Source organism: Lentzea sp. CA-135723 (assembly GCF_050936595.1).
Classification (GTDB): domain Bacteria; phylum Actinomycetota; class Actinomycetes; order Mycobacteriales; family Pseudonocardiaceae; genus Lentzea.
On sequence record NZ_JBNJMK010000001.1, the window covers coordinates 6,713,405 to 6,732,743 of the forward strand.

Here is a 19,339-nt window from a genome sequence, read left to right on the forward strand (position 1 = left end):
AACCTGCGCACCATGGGAAACGCGCGGTGGCTCTCCGAGGAGGAAGGCAGCGCCTGGCACCACTTCGTCCAGGCGTACCACCTCCTCGAGAGGCAGATCGAACAGCAGTTGCAGCGCGATGCGGGACTCTCGCACGCGCAGTACAACGTGCTGGTCGTGCTCGCCGAGCAGCCGGGCAACCGCATGCGCATGACGGAGCTGGCGCGCAGGGTCGTCGTGTCGAAGAGCTCGCTGACCTACCAGATCGGCAAGCTCGAGAAGGCGGGACTCGTGCGGCGCGAACCGCACGAGTCCGACGAGCGCGGCATCCTCGCCGTGCTGACCGACGTCGGCAGGGAGCTGCTGGCCGCGGCCGCTCCCGGCCACGTCACCACCGTTCGCGAGTACCTGATCGACCTCTTCACGCCGGAGCAGCTCGCGCAGCTGGGGTCGTTCATGCAGACCGTGCACGAGAAGGCGGACGACCAGTGATCCTCTGCCTCGACGTCGGGTCGACCTGGACCAAGGCCGCGCTCGTCACCGGCGAGGGCGAGCTGGTCAGGACAGGCCAGCACCCGACGACGCCACCCGAGGTGCTGCACGGCATCGACGCGTTGCGCGCCGAGGTCGGCGACGGCGAGATCCTCGCGTGCTCGTCGGCGGGTGGCGGGCTGCGGCTCGCGGTGGTGGGCCAGGAACGCGTCGTCAGCGCCGAGGCCGGGTACCGGGTCGCGCTCTCCGCGGGCGCGAAGATCGTGCACGTCAGCGCCGGTCCCGTGGACGTGCGGGCGTTGCGCGCCGCCGAACCGGATCTGGTGCTGCTGGTGGGCGGAACGGATGGTGGCGACCAGAAGGTCCTGCTGCACAACGCCGCGAAGCTCGCCCGCGTGGCCGTGCCGATCGTGCTGGCGGGCAACGTCGAGGCGCAGCCGGAAGCGGTGGCGTTGCTGGGGAAGCGCACCGTGGTCGCCTGCCCGAACGTGCTGCCGGACGTCGGTCAGCTCGCGCCGGAACCGGCCCGCAAGGCGATCCGCTCGGCGTTCCTGCAGCACGTGATCGGCGGCAAGGGGCTGTCGCGCGGCCAGCGGTTCCGCCGGCTCGTCCGCGCCGTGACGCCCGACGCCGTGATGGCCGGGGTTTCCCGTCTGGCACAACAGGACCGGGAAGGCGCGGTGCTCGTCGTCGACGTCGGCGGCGCGACCACGGACGTCTACTCGGCCGTGTCCACGATGGACAGTGAGGGTCTGGAGAGGACGGTCGCGCTGCCGCCGGACCGCCGCACCGTCGAGGGCGACCTCGGCATGCGCTGGTCCGCGCCGGGCGTGGTCGAGGAGGCGCTCGCGGAACGGCTCACCACCGAGGACCTGACCGTGGAGGCCTGGTACCGGGCCGAGAACGTCGGCTGGATCGCGGACGACCCCGCCGTGGACCTGAAGCTCGCGTCGTTCGCGGCGATCCTGGCCGTGCGCAGGCATCTCCGGCAGGTCGACGGCCAGCTCGGCCCGCACGGCGCGGGCCTGCTGGTGTTGTCGGGCGGGGTCTTCCGGCACGCGCCGGACATCGCGCCGGTCGTCGAGGCACTGCGCGACGACCCGGTGCTGCGGCCGGTGCTGCGGACCGCCGAGATCACCGTCGACCGCGACTACGTGCTGGCACCGGTGGGCCTGCTCGCCGAGTCGGGGCGGCTCGAAGCCGCCGACCGACTGGCGAAACGGCTGGGCTAAGCGCTTTCCTCGTCGTCCACGAACTCGAGGAGGTCGCCGGGCTGGCACTCCAGCACCCGGCACATGGCTTCCAGGGTGCTGAACCGCACGGCTTTCGCGCGTCCGTTCTTCAGCACGGCGACGTTGGCGGGGGTCAGCCCGACCTTCTCCGCGAACTCGCCGACGCTCATCTTGCGCTTGGCCAGCTCGACGTCGATGCGCACGATGATCGCCATCAGATCACCGACTCCATCTCGGAGCGCAGCGTCGTGGCGCGCTGCAGCAGCGCCCGCATGACGATCAGCACGAGCCCGATCACCGAAACCCCCGTCGTGAGCACGAAGAACAACACCAGCACACCGGGGTCGTCCGCGATCGTGCCGAGGTAGATGAACACCGCCACCAGGACGACCCAGCCGGCCGCGATCGCCCAGACCATGACGTCGACCCACTTGGTCGCGGCCTCGGTGAAGATCAGATCCTTGCGCACCAACGTGAGCAGCTTCCACGTGGCCACGAGCACCACCTGCACGCACAGCACCCAGAAGATCGCGACGATCATGATCGCGAGGTTCTCGCCCGCGCGGTCCGGGTGCTGCTCGAGCGAGTACCGGTACGACCCGGGGATCGACAGCGTCTCCAGCATGACCAGGACCCCGAACAACGCCACCAAGAAGAACCGGAGCGCTGTCACCGCCCAACGTTCAGAAATCATGCATCGAGTATCGGTAGTGATCTATCGAAAGTCAATCGGTAGTGATCGTGTTGCAACAGGTCTCTACAGTGATCGCGTGGGACTGCGCGAGCGCAAGAAGACAGAGACCCGAGCGGCGCTCTCCGCCGCCGCGCTGAGGCTCGCCCTGGAGAAGGGCGTGGACGAGGTGCGCGTGGACGAGATCGCCGAGGCGGCGAACGTCTCCCCGCGCACCTACAACAACTACTTCCCGAGCCGCGAACACGCGATCGTCGCCGGCATCACGGCCTCCAGGGCGTTGCGCGTGGCGGAAGCCCTGCGCTCACGGCCGCTCGACGAACCACTGGTCGAGTCGCTCATCGCCGCGTTCGCCGAGCAGTACCGCGAACCCCCGGCCGAGGCGCTGGCCCTGATCACCGAGACCCCGGCCCTGCGCGAGGCCTACCTGGACTCGGTGACGTCGCTCGAACCACCGATCGTCGAGGTCGTCGCCGCCCGCCTGGGCACGTCGGAGCTGGGCGCGGAAGTCCTGGCCGCCGCCGTCTCCGCCGCCGCCCGCCTGGCCGTGCAACGGTGGGTCGACCTGCGCCCGTCCGGCCTGGCCGTGGTGTCCTCGGCGTCAGTGGAGGACCACCTGCGCGAGGCGATCGGCCATCTCGCGCCGGCCCTCAGGTGAGCTCGTCCCGCAGCACGCACATCAGCAACGCGTCGTGCCACTCGCCGTCGCGGAAGAACGCCTCGCGCTGCCGCCCGTCGACCTGGAACCCGACCTTCTTGTACGACTTGATCGCCCGCTCGTTCGCCTCGACGACGCCGAGCTCGATCGAGTGCAACCGCATGGTGTCGAACCCGTACCGGCACATCGTCCGCAACAAATCGGCGCCTAGGCAGACCCCACCCTCCCGGGGGCGTCCCTGTTCCAGCATACCGCGCGCTGACCTGCGAAAACCGCCGCTCGGCGATCTGTGGACAACTTGCGATCATGCGTCGCGTCGGAAGGTGCCAACTCGTGGCGTGTGCTCCTGCCGGTCGGCGTGCGTTCGCTCGCCGAGGCCAGCGACGAGTGGTCCTGGCTCTCAAGCCACTGCAACACGTTCTCGTCGTTGTGCCAGCGGTGGAACGCATCGACGGTCTCGGGTTCGGCGGGCTGTAGTCCGACGAACTCACCGGTCACCTGGGTGCGCACACTAGGAGCCGCCGAACGCGTCCCGCGACCGAGTTTCCGGTTTGCGCGCGAACGGCAGCGCCGGCGACTCCGGCGCGTCCACCTGCAGCAGCCCGGCGGCGATCGCCACCGCCCGGTCCCACTCGGGATCCGACGTGTAGTCCGCGTGCCCGGCGACCCCCGACCGCCACCGCCGTCCGGGGAACGGACCCCGCTGCGGATCCGGCAACCAGTGGTCGCCCCCGAGGACCAGCGCCCCGGTCGGCCCGCGCAAGGCAGGTGCCAACGCGCCCTCCGACCCGTCCTCCCGGTACCCGACCCCGAGCAACATCCCGTCGAACACCTGCCGCCGCCAAGTGGTGACGGCACCGCCCAACGGATCCGTGCCACGGCACAACGCCCGCCACCGCCCGTCCAACCCACCGGCAAGACGAGCCAGCGAAGCGTGTGGAACCACAGCCGGAAACGCCCGCGGATAGGCCCACTGCAACTGCGAACCCGCCGTCACCAGCCCGATCCGTTCGCGATCGTGCGCGGGAAGCTCCTCCAGCAGCCGAGCCGCGGCCACCGCGACCAGCAGAGATCCCTGCGAGTGTCCACAGAGGACGACGCGGGTGCCGGGGTCGCGCAGGTGGTCCTGCACGCGCGCGACGAGTTCCGGCACCACCTTCAGGGCGTAGCAGGGTGGCACGATCGGGTGAGCTTCGCGCGGCCAGAACTGCGCGATGTCCGCGATGATCCCGAGCCGCCTGCCCGACTCCGGCTGGCGTGCGGCCAGGTAGACCGCGCGTAGCAGCGACACGGCGAGAAGGCCGAGCACGAACACGCCGAACGCCGAGAACGGCAGCGTCCACGACGCCAGCGGCACGTTCCGCAGCCTCAACAGCGACGCCAGCACAGCGCCCACCACCAGTACGCCCGCCACGATCATGATCATGCGATGACCGTGGTTGCGTTCCCAGCGCGCCCACCACCACGCACGCGTCGCGGTACGAAGGTCGCGCATACGTCCGGAGTGCAGCAACGACGCCTCACGCGCCCACACCTTGCCCTTGCGGAACGCCCGCCACCGCACGGCACCGGTGAACGACGCCACCGCGAGCGTGCTCAGCAGCGCCAACGCTCCCGCCACACCCCACAGAAGAGTGATGTAGCGGTACCCCTCCGGCAGTTGGAGCCCGTCACCCAGCGCCTTCTGCACGGGCAACGCGACACCCGCGCCGAAACCGCCGCCGAGCAGCCCGGCGATCGCGAGCACGGGCGCCGAGAACCAGCCGCCCGCCCACGGCCGAAGCTCGCGCGGCAACGACTGCCAGGTGCGCCGCGCCAGCAGGGCCGCAGGCACCAGCATCAGCCCGAACAGCACCAGCACGAACGCCATCAGCAACGCCACGACCTGCACGGTCACGTCCGCACCCGGCACCCGCAGCGGGATCTGCTCCTGCAACCCGAGCGTCGTCAGCACCAGCAACACCGAGAGAACCAGCAGAACCCGTCGAGGCTTGCGTCCCAAAGCCGCCCGCAACCACCGTCCGCCACGGTGAGGCGCACCGCCCGTGGGGTCGTCCAGCAGCAGTACGCCCAGCACGGACACACCGATCAGCCCGAGCGACACGATCCACGCCACCGTGATCGCCACGCCCATCCCGCCGGACGCCGTGAGCTGCTTGAGCGGTCCGCCCAGCGCGATCAGCGCCGTCACCGACAGGGCCACGACGACGTGCAACGACCGCAACGCCGGCGTGTCCGGGTCGGTCGCGACGTGCGCGCCGGGCAGCCCGGACGACGGCTGCCTCTCCTGCTCCTCGGCGTCGGCGATCTCCCGCCGTTCGATCCGCCACTCGACGTGCGAGATCCGCCGCATCACGGCGACCACGACGAGGATTGGGAGAAGTCCCAAGAACGCCCGGAACCAGGGGAACGAGCGCACGTCGTCCGGAATGCTGGACAGGCACGCGGTGCCGGGACGGAGGCACTGCGCCGCGAGCAGGTCGAGGCTGACCACCGAGATCTGCGCGACCAGCAACGCCGTCAGCAGCAGTGCGAACACCCGCAACAACGACCGCAGGCCGATGCCCAGCAGGTGGGCGGGGAGATTCCGCTCGGGGACGGGAGGGAGCATCCAGTGCGCGACGTTCGCGATGCTGAACGGGAAGAGCAACGCCCAAGTGGCCTTGGCCACACCTCCGGACGTCATTCCACCCCAGAGGTATCCCTCCACGACGCGTGGAATCGGACGTCCTTCGGTCTGCAGCACTGGTCCGGGCGCTGGTCTGCGGAGCCGGTCAGCCGGGCGCACGATGCGCCCGAGTCCGTCTCCCGCAACGTCCACGGCCGCGACGGCGTCGACCAGCGTCTGCGGCGTCGTTCCCTGAACGCCGTGCACGCGCAGCTCGACGACACGTGTGTCCGGGCCGGCAATCAACACCCGAGACCTCCCTCACCCAACGTGGGGGCCATAGTGGTGCATCAGAGGGCGGTATGGTCGGACGACACCCTCTCTGAAGTGCCTTGGAGGACTTCGCAATGACCGCGGACCGGTTGCAGACCCGCAACGGCATCGACTTCGCAGTGGCCGACCTGTCGCTCCACGAGTTCGGCCGCAAGGAGATCCGTCTCGCCGAGCACGAGATGCCCGGCTTGATGGCGTTCCGGCGCGAGTACTCCGGGGTGTACCCGCTCAAGGGCGCCCGCATCTCCGGCTCGCTGCACATGACGATCCAGACGGCCGTTCTCATCGAGACCCTGGTCGACCTGGGCGCCGAGGTGCGCTGGGCCTCCTGCAACATCTTCTCGACGCAGGACCACGCGGCCGCTGCCGTCGTCGTCGGCCCCCACGGCACGGAGGAGGAGCCCAAGGGCGTCGCCTGCTTCGCGTGGAAGGGCGAGACCCTGCCGGAGTACTGGTGGACGGCCGAGCAGATGCTCACCTGGCCGGACGGCAAGGGCCCGAACATGATCCTGGACGACGGTGGCGACGCCACCCTGCTCGTCCACAAGGGCGTCCAGTACGAGGCGGCCGGTGTCGTCCCGGCGGCGTCCGAAGATGACTCGGAAGAGTGGACCATCGTCCTCGACACGCTGCGCGCGTCGCTCGAGAAGGACGGCAAGAAGTGGACGAACATCGCCGAGGGCATCCGCGGCGTCACCGAGGAGACCACGACGGGCGTCATGCGCCTGTACCAGCTGGCCGCCGCCGGTGAGCTGCTCTTCCCGGCCATCAACGTCAACGACGCCGTCACCAAGTCGAAGTTCGACAACCGCTACGGCATCCGCCACTCGCTCGTCGACGGCATCAACCGCGGCACCGACGTCCTGATCGGCGGCAAGGTCGCGGTCGTCTGCGGTTACGGCGACGTCGGCAAGGGCTCGGCCGAGTCGCTGCGCGCCCAGGGCGCCCGCGTCATCGTCACCGAGATCGACCCGATCTGCGCCCTGCAGGCCGCCATGGACGGCTACCAGGTCGCGAAGCTCGAGACGGTCCTCCCGATCGCCGACATCGTGATCACGACGACGGGCAACAAGGACGTCGTCACCGCGGACCACATGGCGCAGATGAAGCACCAGGCGATCCTGGGCAACGTCGGCCACTTCGACAACGAGCTCGACATGGCCGGCCTCCAGCGCTACCCGGGCATCCGCAAGAACAACATCAAGCCGCAGGTCGACGAGTGGGTCTTCCCGACCGGCCGCACGATCATCGTGCTGTCCGAGGGCCGCCTGATGAACCTGGGCAACGCCACGGGCCACCCGTCGTTCGTCATGTCGAACTCCTTCTCCAACCAGGTGATCGCTCAGATCGAGCTGTTCACCAAGTACAAGGAGTACGACAACGAGGTCTACCGCCTGCCCAAGGTGCTCGACGAGAAGGTCGCGCGCATCCACCTGGAGGCGCTGGGCGGCGAGCTGACCAAGCTCACCAAGGAGCAGGCCGAGTACATCGACGTCGACGTCGAGGGCCCGTTCAAGCCGGAGCACTACCGCTACTGAGCTCGTTCGGCAGGGCCTCCCGCACCGCTCGCGGGAGGCCCTGTTTTCATGTTCGGCGTGGGATTCTTCGGCACCTTCGCCTTCGAGCACGGTTCGTGGAAGACGCTGTCCGAGGGCGAGCTGCCGCCCCTCGCGGAGCCGTCGCTGTGGATCGACATCCACGACAGCGACATCACCTCGGTCGTCTACGCGCCGGCCGGAACGGGCTCCGGCGTCGCCTACCTGGGCCTGACGCCGCGCACCTACTTCGAGAACCCGAACGCCTCCGACCCGACCGACGTGCTGCGCGAGGCCGCGGGCCTGGCCGCGTGGTGGGGCTCGCAGAACCCCGGCGGCGACGTGCCGTTCAAGCAGGCGGAACTGCTGCAGTACCTGGCGGAGGACGAGGACCCGAACGGGTTCGAGTGGGACGAGGGCGAGGACGTCGACGACATCGACGACGGCGAGGTGTTCGTCGAGGTCAAGACCAAGCGGTTCCTGACCGCGCTCGGCCTCCCGCTGCCAGCCGAGCTCAGCTGACGCGCCAGCTCCTGGCGTAGTCGCACAACGCGTCGAGCTGCGCCGCCGGCTCGGGACTCTCCGGGGCGGCGCGCGCGATCGTCAGCGTGCCGAGCACGGCCGCCGTCATCACGTTCGCCGCCGTCTCCGGATCCGGCGCGGCCTCACCGAGCCCGCGCGCCCGTTCGGTGACGGCGAGAAAACCCCTGCGCAACGCCTCCCGGTACCCCTCGGTCGCCTTGATCACCGACTCGTCGAACGGCGCCATCATCGCCGTCGTGGCCAGGCATCCGAACGCCTTCCTCGCTGCTCAGCACACCCTTGAACCGGCTGAGCGTCTCCAGCAGGTCCTCCGACCCGCGCGTGCCGTTCTTCGTCCCGAAACGTGTTGTAGAGGCTCGACGTCGACAACCCCGACGCGGCCGCCATGCCCGAGATCCACGGCCCGGCCCCGCGCGACCACGTCGAACCGGTCCTGGGCCAGGTCATCGGCTTCGTGCTGACCGCAGCCGACCTTGCCGACCGTGTACGTGAGCGGCGACAACGCCTCGCTGGACGAGGTCAAGAAGATCGCCGAACGCTTCGCCCCCGTCGACACGGCGATCCTGTTCGCCGGCGCCCCGCGCTTCCCGGTGCTGTTCGACAACGAGTGCATCGTGCTGGACAGCGCACAGGCGGCGGAGGCGGCGCGCCTGCTGGAGGCGCGCGCGGACCTGGAGGCCGCGTTCGGCGCCGAGGGGCTGGCGGGCCGCCTCGACTGGGGGCGGTGACGCCCGGAGGTGGCTTGCAGGCCGTTTGCAGAAGATCTGCAGGCGGACGGGATTGAATCTCACCTGCGAGTCACTGAACGCTCTTGGGGGTGTGGTCAGCGGCAGAACGCCTGCCAGGCCTCGACGCTGAACTTCAGCTCGGGGCCGGCGGTGTTCTTGGAGTCCCGGACGCGCACGACCTGAGCGAACGCCACCTCAACGCACGCACTGTCTTCGGAGCCGCCCCCGCTGTGGCTGCTCTTACGCCAGGTGCAGTTTCCGGTCACTGAGGTCCTCCCGCGATCGGCTGGCGAGATCCGCCACCATCGACCGCGATTGTTCCTCATCGAGCGCGAGCGCATCCAGGAGCTTGAAGATCGACTTGCAGTGCTGCACCCCGGCCAGGTCCTGCACGAACACCTGGGCGAGATCTGAGCCCTGGTAGGCGGCACTGCCCCGCTTCTCGTACTCCCACAACATGTACTCGGCAGGCAGAGCACCCGCGGCACCAGCGGATTCGGGCACCACGCGGATGGCGTGCGTGTGGAAGAGCAGCCTCATCAGCTGGTCTTCCATGACCTCATCGGTACCCACCTTGAGCCTGAGCGCGTACTCGTGGATGTAGAAGCCGCACTGAGGGCGATTGGGGCGCTGCAGGATCGTCTGCCGCTCCATGCGGAAGCGGACCGCCCTCTCGATCACCTCAGGTGCGAGCAGTCCGCGGACCTGGAAGAGCGCCGTCGCGTACTCCTTCGTCTGCACCATGCCCGGCATGGACGTCATCACGAAGCTCGTGATCTTGTCCGCTGCCGCCTCGGCCATCGCCATCGTGCGCAGGTTGTCGGGGACCTGGACGAAGTAGGGGTTGAACGCCGACCTGTACCTGTTCAGGAAGTCCTCGATGAAGGTCTGGGGACGGCCGCACCGCCCCAGGTACTGGATGATGTCGATCTCCGACGCGCGCACTTTGCCGTGCTCGATGTTCGAGACCTTGCCGGGGTCCCACCCGAGCATCCGGGCGATCTTCCTCGCGCGGAAGGTCGTGCAACGCTCCCGCACCTGGCGCAGCTCGTCGCCCAGGTCACGGCTGTACGGAGTGGACGGATCGCCGTTCATGCCACCTGACGTTAGGCGATGGAGAACGAACAACATCGTGCCCGAACGGGTGGATTTCGAGCCGGTGGAACTCGGTTGACGTGCGGGTTTTACTGACGAGGTGCTGACGACCATCATCAGGAAGACCCTGCGCGTTCCCACCTCGACGGGCGCCGCCGGTGACGGTCGTGCCGAGGCCAGGCAGCTCGACGCCGTGCTGGTCCAGGTGGGGTTCAAGGCGTCGAAGGAACTGCTCGACCACATCGCGACCCTTGAGCGGCCGGGTGCGTACACGCGGTTGATCGTCGACGCCGTGCGGGCGCTGGTCGGTGACGACGTGCGGCACAACCCGTACTTCAAGGAGTTTCCGCACGGTGTGCCGGACACGGTGGAGTTCTGGGCGGACTGCATCAGGGACGCGCTGACCAAGAAGGTGCCCGACTTCGCCGAGATCGGCCGAGGCAACCTGCTCGCGTTGCCGCGGTACGGCAAGGTCCAGCACACCTACGAGGAGATGCTGGCGGCGCACGACGACCTGCTGCCGTCCGTCAAGGGGCACCTGACGATGCTGCGGCTCGGCGGCACGCTGGAGGAGGAGACGCACCGCCTCTACCTGGACCTGGCGACGAGTCCGACGCCGATCGGCGAGGCGGACCTCGAGCTCTTCATCGAGCTCGCCGAACAGATCGCGGAGCTGCCCGAGTCCATTCCGATGCGGGAGAACCGCGCGGTCATCAACGCCGCGCGGATGGCGCGCGACCTCCCGATGGCCGTCGACACCGTCACGGACGTGCTGCGCGTGGCGTGCCAGGCGAGCGGGGGCGACGTGACGCTGGTGGAGCCGACGCGGTTCCGGTCGTTCCGGCGGCCCGAGCGGCGGGCGTTGCTGGCCGCGCTGGACGAGGTGGTGGAGGCCAACCCCGGCAAGCTCGGTGACGTCCGGCAACGCCGTGAGCAGTGGAAGCGGCTCGGGGAACGGTTGCACGCGCACGAGTTCGGTCAGTGGCCGCACGCGCAGGACGTGTTCGCGGTGGCGCGCGGGGACAAGATCGCGCGGTCGTTCGCCGGGCGGCTGGAGATGGCGTTCCAGGACGACGACATCCGCAAGGCGATCGAGGTGCTCAGCTCCGCGCCCGGCTTGTTGCTGCGCAACGTCGACCGCCTGCTGCGCGGCACGACGCAGACCGAACTCGTCGTGGAGGCGGTGCGCAAGGCCGCGCCCGAGGCGTCGGGACGTGTGCTGTGCTCGTTGCTCGAACACCTGGAGAACCGCGGAACACCGGACGCCGCAAGGTTCTTCGCGTCGCGGGCGCGCCGGGTGTGGATCACCGAGGACGACCGCGAGCCGTTGCACGCCGACGCGGTCGCGGCCATCACGGCGGTGCTGGAGGACGAACTGGTCCGCAGGCTGCCCGCCGTGTCGGAGCTGACCGTCGACCCGGAGGCGTTCGACATCACGCTTCCGTTGTCCGGCAACAGTTCCGAGGAGGGCTTCGGCGTGCTGCCGCGCGGGTCCAAGATGTGGCTCGAAGGCGATCTGCTGCGGTTCTTCACGTACTGGCGGCAGGCCGAGGAACGCACCGACTACGACCTGTCGGCCGTGCTGCTCGGCGAAGACCTCGACTACGCGGGTTTCGTCTCGTGGACGAACCACCACTCGGACGGTGCCGTCTACTCGGGCGACCTCACCGAGGCCGCGGACGGTGCCACGGAGTTCATCGACGTTCCCGCCGACGTGGTCTACACGAAGTACGTCGTGCCGCAGGTGAACATCTTCGCCGGAGAGAGCTTCGACGACGTCGCCGAGTCGATGTTCGGGTTCATGGCCCGCGACCTCGACCAGAAGGGGAAGCCGTTCGAACCGAGCACCGTGCGGGCCCGCAGTGCCATGCGCGGCACCGGTCGCGTCGCCGTACCGGTGATCTTCGAGCGGTGCGAGGGCGGCTGGGTGGCGACGTGGCTGCACCTGTACCTGCGGGGCGTGTCCTGGGGCAACCGGGTGGAGCGCAACCGCGACGCGCTGCGCGTGATCACACGAGCGGTGTTGGCGCGCAAGCACTTCACGGTGGGGCGGCTGGCCGGGCTGATGCGGCGGAAGTCCAGTTCGGACGGTCAGCGGCTGCACGTCGACCTGACGAACGTGGACCAGCTCGACAAACTGCTGGAAGCCTGAACGCCGGGGCTGCTAGCGTGAGGACCGCGAGGCCATGAGAGTGCTTCCTTCTAACCTCTGACGGAAATTAGCGCTCTCGCTTTCCTCGCCCCAGCTTCAGCTCCACTCGACGGCGATGCCCGCGATCCCCGGCCCGACGTCGCCGAAGTAGGCGCTCACGACGCCGCCGAGCCCGCACACCAGCTCGTCGACGTCGACCGGCGTCGCGTCGGCCGAGGCCAGGAACTGCTTCATGCAGCGCGCGGGCATCGCGCGCCGGTGGAACGACAGCTGCACCAGGTACGAGCCGCAGCGGTCGCGGAACGTCCGGTGGTGGCCCGGCGTCGCGTTGCCGGTGTCGTCGACGATCGTGAAGCTGAAGACGTGCTCCTCACCGGCCGCGAGCCGCCGGTCGAACAGCATCTCCACGGCGAGGTTGCGGGAAGCGCTTTCCCGGCGCAGTCGCCCCTGCCGGCAGCCTTCGCCCGCTCTCACCATCGCGTTCTCGATCAACGAGCCCTCGTCGCCGTGGTGCATCGCCAGGTACCTGTCAGGTCCCTGGCGGATCGCGCGCACGACCAGCCGGGTGGTGATGGACCGTTGCTCGCGGTGCATCCCGATCTGGACGGTGTCGTGCACGGAGAGCACCTCGAGGTCGGCGTTGCCGCGCGCGGCCTCCGGTACGGAGTCGAACGTCGCGAGCAGCGGCGCGGGCTCCGGCCACGTCGCGACGGGCCTCGGTGCGTACGTGTTGGCGTTGCGCGGGCCGATGAGGTCCAACAAGGACGACGGCGGTAGCCGCAGCACGGACTCCAGCGCGCGCACCGTCGTGATGGCACGCGGCACCTCGGGATGACGCAGACCTCGTTGCCAGTACGAGAGCGTCGACTGGCCCACTTGGACACCCAGTTGCTCGAGATGCGCGCGCAGCCGGGCGAGCGAGAGGCCCCGGTGGGCGATCGCCTCGCGCAGTGCGCGGTGGAAAGGCCCGTAGCGCAGCGTCTCGGCGAGTGGGGTCGGCAGACCCCCGGTCGGGGTACCGATCGGCTCGTCGACCGATCCGGCGTGCCCGGAATCCGCGGCCACCGCGGCACCTACCCTTCACACACGCGCCGTGTGACTGTTCACCGTAGTCACTCGTTCTGGTGATCGAAAGATCGGATTTCGCCCGTGTGGGGGACCTCCTGCGGCCGTGTGAGTGGCCGGAACCGGTCCCGCGAGGCCTCCCGTTAGGGTTTTCCCGTGGGAAAGCTCGTAGTGATCGAAGGCCTCGACGGTGCCGGCAAGCGCACTCTCGCCACCGGACTGACCGAGGCGCTGGCCTCGCAGGGCAGGACCGTGGCGAGCCACGCGTTCCCGCGCTACGGCATCAGCGTGCACGCTGACCTGGTCCGCGACGGCCTCTACGGCCGGCTCGGCGATCTCAGCGACTCGGTGTACGGGATGGCCGTGCTCTACGCGCTCGACCGCAGGGGAGCGGCCGACGAGATCCGCAAGGACCTCGAGGAGCACGACGTCGTGCTGCTCGACCGGTACGTGGCGTCGAGCGCCGCGTACAGCGCCGCGCGGCTGCACCAGGACGAGCACGGCGAGTTCGTGCGGTGGGTGCACGAGCTGGAGATCGAACGCTTCGGGCTGCCCGTGCCCGATCTGCACCTGCTGCTGCGCGTGCCCGTGGAGGTCGCGGCCGAGCGGGCGGCCAGGCGCGAGCAGGCCGACGATTCACGGGCCCGCGACATTTATGAATCCGATGGCTCGCTTCAGGCGCGGTGCGGGGTCGTTTACGACGGATTGGCGAACATCGGCTGGCTGGCCCCGTGGCAAGTGGTCGACGGGCGGTCAAACGTGAACTTTCATTCGCTTCTGGGACCACTCTTCACTCCTTGAGTGGTCGCTCACGTGCGTACCGATTGACACGATCGTGTGTCCGGTTAGTCACTGTGAGTGTATTGGAGAAAGCAATTTGAAGCGTGTTCTGCAGCGCCCCCCGGTTGGCGTCGCCCGTACGGCGGTGCTGATCGCTGCCGCCCGCGCCAATGAGCAAAGTCGTCTCCGCCGCCTCTTCAACGACCCCCTGGCCGCAGGACTCGTGGAGGCCGCCGGCTCCGCGAGCGACCTGAACGGCGTCAAGAACCTCGCGGGCGATCATTTCGTCCTGCGCACCCGCTATTTCGACGACCAGCTCCTGGAAAGCGCCCAGCCCCAGGTGGTGATCATGGCGGCGGGTCTCGACACAAGAGCGTTCCGGCTGCAGTGGCCGCCGGGCACAACACTCTTCGAGCTCGATCTGCCCGAGCTGATCGAGTTCAAGGAGGACGCCCTGCACGACCTGCGCGCCGAACCGGCGTGCGACCGCGTGACCGTCCCGTGCGACCTGCGCGAGGATTGGCCGACAGCGCTGATCCGCGCGGGGTTCGACCCGAAGAGGCCCACGGCGTGGTTGCTGGAGGGCCTCTTCATGTTCCTGCCCCCGGACGCGGGCGAGCGGATCCTCTACTGGGTGAGCGCGCTGTCGGCGAAGGGCAGCACGCTCGCGCTCGAACACGTCAACCGCGCGTTCCGCGACCTCCCGCAGATGAAGGCCGTGCACCGGCGGTTCGACCGGCTCGACGCCCGCTGGCAGTCCGACGTGGAGGACCCCGTCGGGTGGCTCGCGGGCTACGGCTGGCAGGCCGAGGTGACGCACCAGGTCGACCTGGCCGCGCGGCACGACCGCGCGGTGCCCGCGATCACCGACCCGCTGAAGGTGGGTGACGCGCGCATCTGGCTGGCCGCGGCCGTCCGCACGGGGTGAGAACACCCGGTAACGAAAGGTGATCCCCGCGCGCTTACTCCGGCGACGAACAGGTCAAACGGGGTGAGGTGGGGGACGTGGAACGACAGTTCCGGCCGGTGACCGAACGAGCGCACACCGCCACCAGCGGCAACGGAACGTGGGCGGTGCGCGAACTCCCGACCGGCAGTGCGACGATGTTGGGTATGAAGGCACGCGTGCTCGTCGTCGATGACGACCCCGCCCTGGCGGAGATGCTGACGATCGTGTTGCGCGGGGAGGGCTTCGACACCGCGGTGGTCGCCGACGGTGCCCGTGCCCTGCCCGCGCTGCGCGAGCTCAAGCCCGACCTCGTGCTGCTCGACCTGATGCTGCCCGGCATGAACGGCATCGACGTCTGCAAGGCGATCAGGTCCGAGTCGGGCGTGCCGATCGTGATGCTCACCGCGAAGAGCGACACGGTCGACGTGGTGCTGGGCCTCGAGTCCGGTGCGGACGACTACGTCGTCAAGCCGTTCAAGCCCAAGGAGCTGGTGGCCCGCATCCGGGCTCGCCTGCGGCGCACCGAGGCCGAGCCGTCCGAGGTCCTGCAGATCGGTGACCTCACGATCGACGTCCCCGGCCACGAGGTGCTGCGCGAGGGCAGGCCGATCCAGCTCACGCCGCTGGAGTTCGACCTCCTCGTCGCGCTGGCCCGCAAGCCGCGCCAGGTGTTCACCCGCGAGGTGCTGCTCGAGCAGGTGTGGGGTTACCGCCACGCCGCCGACACCCGCCTGGTGAACGTCCACGTGCAGCGGCTGCGTTCCAAGGTCGAACGGGACCCGGAGCACCCCGAGGTGGTGTTGACTGTTCGCGGCGTCGGGTACAAGGCCGGCCCTCCGTGACAGGTGGCGTATGAAGTTCGTTCGGCCGGTCGCCGCTCAGGCGCGGTTCCTCGTCGAGGAGGCGCGCAAGCGGTGGGCCGCGTTTGGTGACCTCTGGCGTCGTTCGCTCCAGCTGCGCGTCGTCGTGTCCACGCTCGCGCTCTCGTCCGCCGTGGTGTTCGTGCTGGGCATGGTGCTGCAGATGCAGATCACCAACCAGCTGCTGAGCACCAAGGACGAGGCCGCGGTGCGCCAGGCGCTGGCCTCGCGCGCGCTGATCCAGTCCGACCTGGTGGGTCTGAACCCCGGTCCGGACAGCGTGCAGACCCGGTTCACCAGCGCGATCAACAAGCTCGCCGTGGGCGGCACCGGCACGGACGCCACGACGGCGGGCGCCGGTGCGTTCGAACCCGTCCTCGCGGACGGGCTGAGCTCGGCCGGTGGCGGTCGCGTGCCGTCGGTGGGCAAGCTCGACGACGTGCCGCGCGGCCTGCGCGAGATGGTCGAGGACGGCGGTTCCGGCACCCAGATCCACACCGTGCAGCGCGACGGCCAGCCGACCACGTTGTTCGTCGTGGGCCTGCCGATCAGCACGTACGCGCGCTCGATGCAGCTCTACCTGATCTTCCCGCTCACCGCCGAGCAGCGCACGGCCGAGGTCGTGCAGTCGACGCTCGCTGTCGGCGGCATCGTGCTGCTGGTCCTGCTCGCGTTGATCGCGAACCTCGTGACGCGCCAGGTGGTGCGGCCTGTCCGGCAGGCGGCCGAGGTCGCGGAGAGATTCGCGGACGGCGTTCTGCACGAACGGATGCACGTCGTCGGCGAGGACGACGTGGCCAGGCTCGCCGAGTCGTTCAACGAGATGGCCGAGTCGATCCAGGCCCAGTTCAAGCAGCTGGAGGAGTTCGGCCAGCTGCAGCGCCGGTTCACCTCGGACGTCTCGCACGAGCTGCGCACGCCGTTGACGACGGTGCGCATGGCCGCGGACGTCCTGCACGCCTCGCGCGAGCAGTTCCCCGCCGGCCTCGCCCGCTCCACCGAGCTGCTGGTCGACGAGCTCGACCGGTTCGAGTCGCTGCTGGGCGACCTCCTGGAGATCTCCCGCCTGGACGCCGGCGTCGAGGAACTCACCGCCGACCAGGTCGACATCCGCGTGCTCGCCCGCCGCGCCCACGACTCGGTGCGCGCGATCTCGACTTCGGCCAACTCCCCGGTGGTGCTGGACCTGCCGGACTCCGAGCTCGTCGCCGAGCTCGATTCCCGCCGCGTGGAACGGATTCTGCGCAACCTGCTCGCCAACGCCATCGACCACGGCGAGGGCCAGCCCGTCGAGCTCACCATGCGCGGCAACGACGACGCCGTCGCCATCACCGTGCGGGACCACGGCGTCGGTCTGCGCCAGGGCGAGGCGGAGCTGGTGTTCAGCCGCTTCTGGCGCGCCGACCCGTCGCGCAACCGCCGCACCGGCGGCACCGGCCTCGGCCTCTCGATCTCGCTGGAGGACGCGCGCCTGCACGGCGGCTGGCTCGAGGCGTGGGGCGAACCCGGCCACGGCGCCGTGTTCCGCCTGACCCTGCCCCGCCGCCACGGCGAGGAGCTCCGCGAGAGCCCGCTGCCGCTGGCGCCCGCCCTCGAGCTCGAACCCGTTGCCGTCGTGGAGGAACCGCTCCCCGACGAGGAACCGGGCGAGATCGAGCTGCGGCCGGAGGAGATCACCTGGCAGCCCGCGGAACCCGTCGACGGCACCCCCGCGGCGAAGGCGGACGAGGTCTCGGAGGAAGTGCGGTGAAGCGTCTCGCGTTGCTGCTGCTCGTGCTCGTGACGCTCACCGGGTGCGCCGCGATCCCCACGAACACCCAGCCGAAACCGATCGGCTCGAAGGACAACAAGTCGTCCAACCTGCCGGCGGCCCCCGAGCCGTTGCCGAACATCGACCCGCTGACGCTCGTGCGCCAGTTCCTCGAGGCCACGGCGAACCCGGACGGCGAGTACGCGGCGGCCCGCGCGTTCCTGACGCCAGAGGCGAACAAGAACTGGGACACCAAGAACCCGACCATCATCGAGACCGGCTTCTCGACCGTCCCGACCACCGCGGCGCCGCAGGACAAGACGCAGACCGTTCTCCTGCAGGGCAAGAACGTCGGCCGCCTGGGCAGCGACAACGCCTTCACCTCGTTGCTCGGCGAGTACGAGAAGGCCGTGAAGGTGGAGCGCAACAACGAGAACCAGTGGCGCATCTCCGAACCGCCCAACGGCGTGGTCATGCCGCAGAACGTCTTCAACAGCACGTACCGCCGCGTGACGCTCTACTTCTACAACCCGGAGTTCACCGTCCTGGTGCCCGATCCGCGCTACGTCGTGATCCCACCGGCCACGAGCATTCCGACCAGGGTCACCGAACTCCTGCTCGCGGGCCCCGGCGACACGACGCGCGACACCCTCGTCAGCGCGCTCGGCCCCGACACCGACAAGTTCTCCGACACCAAGGAATCCGACGACGGAGCCCTGGAGGTCAACCTCACCAACGTCGGCAAGGACCTGACCCCGGAGAAGCGCAAGCAGATCGTCGCGCAGGTCGTGAAGTCGTACTCGGGCGTCACCTCCTCTCGCGTGCGAGTGCTGGTCGACGGCCAGCAGATCCTTCCGGACCAGCGCGACTACCGCCCGTCCGATGTCTCCGCCACCGCGGGCGAAGCCCTGCTGGCCCTGAACTCCAACCTCCAGGGCATGCTCGTCGCCGACGGCACCGTCCGCTCCCTGACCGACGGCAACCCGGTCAAGGGCCCGGCAGGCGCCGGCGCCTACAACGTCGTCTCCGCCGCCCAGTCCCTGGACGGCTCCCGCCTGGCCGTGGTGTCCCGCTCCGGCAGCACCCTTCGCCTGCGCGTCGGGGAGCTCGAACAGGACCTGTCCGAAGTGGACCTGAGCGCCACCACCCTGACCCGCCCCACCTGGCAGCTCTCCAGCGGCCCCAAGGAACCGGGCGCCGAAGTGTGGACCGCGGTCAACGGCACCTCGGTGGCACGCGTGACCCGTTCCGACAACGGCAGCTGGACCGCCAAGGGCGTCAACATCACCGACCTCGAGCGGTTCGGCATGATCAGCGAACTCCGCCTCTCCCGAGACGGCACCAGGGCGGCCCTGGTGATCGCCGGCAAGCTCTACGTCGCCTCGGTGGTCCGCAACAACCAGGACGTGGCCCTGCGCGTCCCGAGACAACTCCAGCCGACGATCCTGGGCTCAGCCGTCCAGTCCATCGACTGGCTCTCCCAGGACGTCCTGGCGGTCTCGACCAACCTCCCTTCGTGGCCGGTGAGCAAGGTCTACACGGACGGCTACAAGCTGGACCGCTACAGCCAGTCCAACCTCACCGTCCCGGTGAGCTCGGTGGCGGCAGCGCCGGCCCGCCAGGTGCAGGTGGTCGACCCTTCCGGCCTGTGGTCGGCCTCGGACATCACGGACGTGTGGAAGTCGAGCGCGATCCGCGTCCCGCCGGGCACCTCGGTCTTCTACCCGGGCTGACCGCAAGGCCCTGGCCGAGCCGAGGTGGCTCGGTTGGCGTGGAACGAGCGCGTGGCGGGCGCGTCTGGCGGGCGCGTCCGGGACGACGCGGTGCCGGTTGAGGTGGCTGGGCTGAGTTCGGCTGGGCGGCCAGGCCTAAAGCGCTGGGGTGGTGTG

Annotated in this window: 20 protein-coding genes; 12 read left to right on the forward strand and 8 right to left on the reverse strand. The window is 69.3% G+C overall.

The window, feature by feature from the left end; genetic code table 11:
- Positions 1–12: 12 nt before the first annotated feature.
- Together ACQEU1_RS31470 and ACQEU1_RS31475 are read left to right on the forward strand one after the other, a co-directional pair.
- Positions 13–471: a MarR family winged helix-turn-helix transcriptional regulator gene (locus ACQEU1_RS31470; protein WP_433209550.1), complete on the forward strand. Its 459-nt coding sequence runs from the start codon at positions 13–15 to the stop codon at positions 469–471.
- On the forward strand, positions 468–1,703 hold the full coding sequence (locus ACQEU1_RS31475; RefSeq protein WP_433209553.1) for a glutamate mutase L: 1,236 nt from the start codon (positions 468–470) through the stop codon (positions 1,701–1,703). Before ACQEU1_RS31470 ends, ACQEU1_RS31475 begins: the two co-directional genes overlap by 4 nt.
- On the opposite strand, the gene ACQEU1_RS31480 is transcribed toward ACQEU1_RS31475, so the two are convergent.
- The gene (locus ACQEU1_RS31480; protein WP_433209556.1) at positions 1,700–1,918 is read right to left on the reverse strand and encodes a helix-turn-helix domain-containing protein; all 219 of its coding nucleotides are present in this window, start codon (positions 1,916–1,918) and stop codon (positions 1,700–1,702) included. The genes ACQEU1_RS31475 and ACQEU1_RS31480 overlap by 4 nt on opposite strands.
- Positions 1,918–2,397: a DUF2975 domain-containing protein gene (locus tag ACQEU1_RS31485; RefSeq protein ID WP_433209559.1), complete on the reverse strand. Its 480-nt coding sequence runs from the start codon at positions 2,395–2,397 to the stop codon at positions 1,918–1,920. The genes ACQEU1_RS31480 and ACQEU1_RS31485 overlap by 1 nt, the downstream gene beginning before the upstream one ends.
- A gap of 76 nt (positions 2,398–2,473) precedes the next feature.
- Here ACQEU1_RS31485 and ACQEU1_RS31490 point away from each other — a divergent pair, with 76 nt between their 5' ends.
- Positions 2,474–3,052 (forward strand): TetR/AcrR family transcriptional regulator, encoded by a 579-nt coding sequence (locus ACQEU1_RS31490; RefSeq protein ID WP_433209562.1) that lies wholly within the window; start codon positions 2,474–2,476, stop codon positions 3,050–3,052.
- Here ACQEU1_RS31490 and ACQEU1_RS31495 read toward each other — a convergent pair.
- Positions 3,045–3,302 carry a GNAT family N-acetyltransferase gene (locus tag ACQEU1_RS31495; protein ID WP_433209565.1) on the reverse strand — a complete coding sequence of 86 codons (258 nt, stop codon included), beginning with the start codon at positions 3,300–3,302 and terminating at the stop codon, positions 3,045–3,047. The genes ACQEU1_RS31490 and ACQEU1_RS31495 overlap by 8 nt on opposite strands.
- Before the next feature lie 261 nt (positions 3,303–3,563).
- Positions 3,564–5,969, reverse strand: a complete 2,406-nt coding sequence (locus ACQEU1_RS31500) for a hypothetical protein (RefSeq protein WP_433209568.1) — start codon at positions 5,967–5,969, stop codon at positions 3,564–3,566.
- 98 nt (positions 5,970–6,067) lie between these two features.
- On the opposite strand from ACQEU1_RS31500, the gene ahcY reads away from it, so the two are divergent.
- On the forward strand, positions 6,068–7,531 hold the full coding sequence (ahcY, locus tag ACQEU1_RS31505) for an adenosylhomocysteinase (protein ID WP_433209571.1): 1,464 nt from the start codon (positions 6,068–6,070) through the stop codon (positions 7,529–7,531).
- Positions 7,532–7,579: 48 nt separating this feature from the next.
- Positions 7,580–8,050: a hypothetical protein gene (locus ACQEU1_RS31510; protein ID WP_433209574.1), complete on the forward strand. Its 471-nt coding sequence runs from the start codon at positions 7,580–7,582 to the stop codon at positions 8,048–8,050.
- On the opposite strand, the gene ACQEU1_RS31515 is transcribed toward ACQEU1_RS31510, so the two are convergent.
- Entirely contained in the window at positions 8,043–8,297 is a 255-nt protein-coding gene (locus tag ACQEU1_RS31515) for a hypothetical protein (protein WP_433209577.1), read from the reverse strand. The genes ACQEU1_RS31510 and ACQEU1_RS31515 overlap by 8 nt on opposite strands.
- A 256-nt stretch (positions 8,298–8,553) precedes the next feature.
- On the opposite strand from ACQEU1_RS31515, the gene ACQEU1_RS31520 reads away from it, so the two are divergent.
- Positions 8,554–8,799, forward strand: coding sequence for a hypothetical protein (locus ACQEU1_RS31520; RefSeq protein ID WP_433209580.1), 246 nt, complete (start codon positions 8,554–8,556; stop codon positions 8,797–8,799).
- Positions 8,800–8,894: 95 nt separating this feature from the next.
- Here the strand turns inward: ACQEU1_RS31520 and ACQEU1_RS31525 are convergent, their stop codons facing one another.
- Complete coding sequence (locus tag ACQEU1_RS31525; RefSeq protein ID WP_433209583.1) at positions 8,895–8,993, reverse strand: DUF397 domain-containing protein; 99 nt, start codon at positions 8,991–8,993, stop codon at positions 8,895–8,897.
- Positions 8,994–9,039: 46 nt separating this feature from the next.
- Entirely contained in the window at positions 9,040–9,894 is an 855-nt protein-coding gene (locus ACQEU1_RS31530) for a helix-turn-helix domain-containing protein (protein ID WP_433209586.1), read from the reverse strand.
- Between the two features lie 100 nt (positions 9,895–9,994).
- On the opposite strand from ACQEU1_RS31530, the gene ACQEU1_RS31535 reads away from it, so the two are divergent.
- The gene (locus tag ACQEU1_RS31535; RefSeq protein ID WP_433209589.1) at positions 9,995–12,046 is read left to right on the forward strand and encodes a hypothetical protein; all 2,052 of its coding nucleotides are present in this window, start codon (positions 9,995–9,997) and stop codon (positions 12,044–12,046) included.
- A 96-nt stretch (positions 12,047–12,142) separates the two neighbouring features.
- Here the strand turns inward: ACQEU1_RS31535 and ACQEU1_RS31540 are convergent, their stop codons facing one another.
- On the reverse strand, positions 12,143–13,111 hold the full coding sequence (locus ACQEU1_RS31540) for a hypothetical protein (protein ID WP_433209592.1): 969 nt from the start codon (positions 13,109–13,111) through the stop codon (positions 12,143–12,145).
- A gap of 156 nt (positions 13,112–13,267) precedes the next feature.
- Here ACQEU1_RS31540 and ACQEU1_RS31545 point away from each other — a divergent pair, with 156 nt between their 5' ends.
- The 5 genes from ACQEU1_RS31545 (at position 13,268) to ACQEU1_RS31565 (ending at position 19,183) form a co-directional block, all read left to right on the forward strand.
- Positions 13,268–13,912, forward strand: coding sequence for a dTMP kinase (locus ACQEU1_RS31545; protein WP_433209595.1), 645 nt, complete (start codon positions 13,268–13,270; stop codon positions 13,910–13,912).
- Between the two features lie 124 nt (positions 13,913–14,036).
- Complete coding sequence (locus ACQEU1_RS31550; RefSeq protein ID WP_433209598.1) at positions 14,037–14,819, forward strand: SAM-dependent methyltransferase; 783 nt, start codon at positions 14,037–14,039, stop codon at positions 14,817–14,819.
- A gap of 185 nt (positions 14,820–15,004) precedes the next feature.
- Positions 15,005–15,682, forward strand: a complete 678-nt coding sequence (gene mtrA, locus ACQEU1_RS31555) for an MtrAB system response regulator MtrA (protein ID WP_030471262.1) — start codon at positions 15,005–15,007, stop codon at positions 15,680–15,682.
- Between the two features lie 10 nt (positions 15,683–15,692).
- Positions 15,693–17,450, forward strand: coding sequence for an MtrAB system histidine kinase MtrB (gene mtrB / locus ACQEU1_RS31560; RefSeq protein WP_433209601.1), 1,758 nt, complete (start codon positions 15,693–15,695; stop codon positions 17,448–17,450).
- Entirely contained in the window at positions 17,447–19,183 is a 1,737-nt protein-coding gene (locus ACQEU1_RS31565) for an LpqB family beta-propeller domain-containing protein (protein WP_433209604.1), read from the forward strand. Before mtrB ends, ACQEU1_RS31565 begins: the two co-directional genes overlap by 4 nt.
- Positions 19,184–19,339 lie beyond the last annotated feature (156 nt).

What these genes read in the sequence shown, in the direction of transcription:
- ACQEU1_RS31480 (WP_433209556.1), bottom strand. Translation starts at nt 1,918, where the DNA reads ATGGCGATCATCGTGCGCATCGACGTCGAGCTGGCCAAGCGCAAGATG.
- ahcY (WP_433209571.1), top strand. Translation starts at nt 6,068, where the DNA reads ATGACCGCGGACCGGTTGCAGACCCGCAACGGCATCGACTTCGCAGTG.
- ACQEU1_RS31510 (WP_433209574.1), top strand. Translation starts at nt 7,580, where the DNA reads ATGTTCGGCGTGGGATTCTTCGGCACCTTCGCCTTCGAGCACGGTTCG.
- ACQEU1_RS31485 (WP_433209559.1), bottom strand. Translation starts at nt 2,397, where the DNA reads ATGATTTCTGAACGTTGGGCGGTGACAGCGCTCCGGTTCTTCTTGGTG.
- ACQEU1_RS31530 (WP_433209586.1), bottom strand. Translation starts at nt 9,894, where the DNA reads ATGAACGGCGATCCGTCCACTCCGTACAGCCGTGACCTGGGCGACGAG.
- ACQEU1_RS31515 (WP_433209577.1), bottom strand. Translation starts at nt 8,297, where the DNA reads ATGGCGCCGTTCGACGAGTCGGTGATCAAGGCGACCGAGGGGTACCGG.
- mtrB (WP_433209601.1), top strand. Translation starts at nt 15,693, where the DNA reads ATGAAGTTCGTTCGGCCGGTCGCCGCTCAGGCGCGGTTCCTCGTCGAG.
- mtrA (WP_030471262.1), top strand. Translation starts at nt 15,005, where the DNA reads ATGAAGGCACGCGTGCTCGTCGTCGATGACGACCCCGCCCTGGCGGAG.
- ACQEU1_RS31470 (WP_433209550.1), top strand. Translation starts at nt 13, where the DNA reads ATGGGAAACGCGCGGTGGCTCTCCGAGGAGGAAGGCAGCGCCTGGCAC.
- ACQEU1_RS31495 (WP_433209565.1), bottom strand. Translation starts at nt 3,302, where the DNA reads ATGCTGGAACAGGGACGCCCCCGGGAGGGTGGGGTCTGCCTAGGCGCC.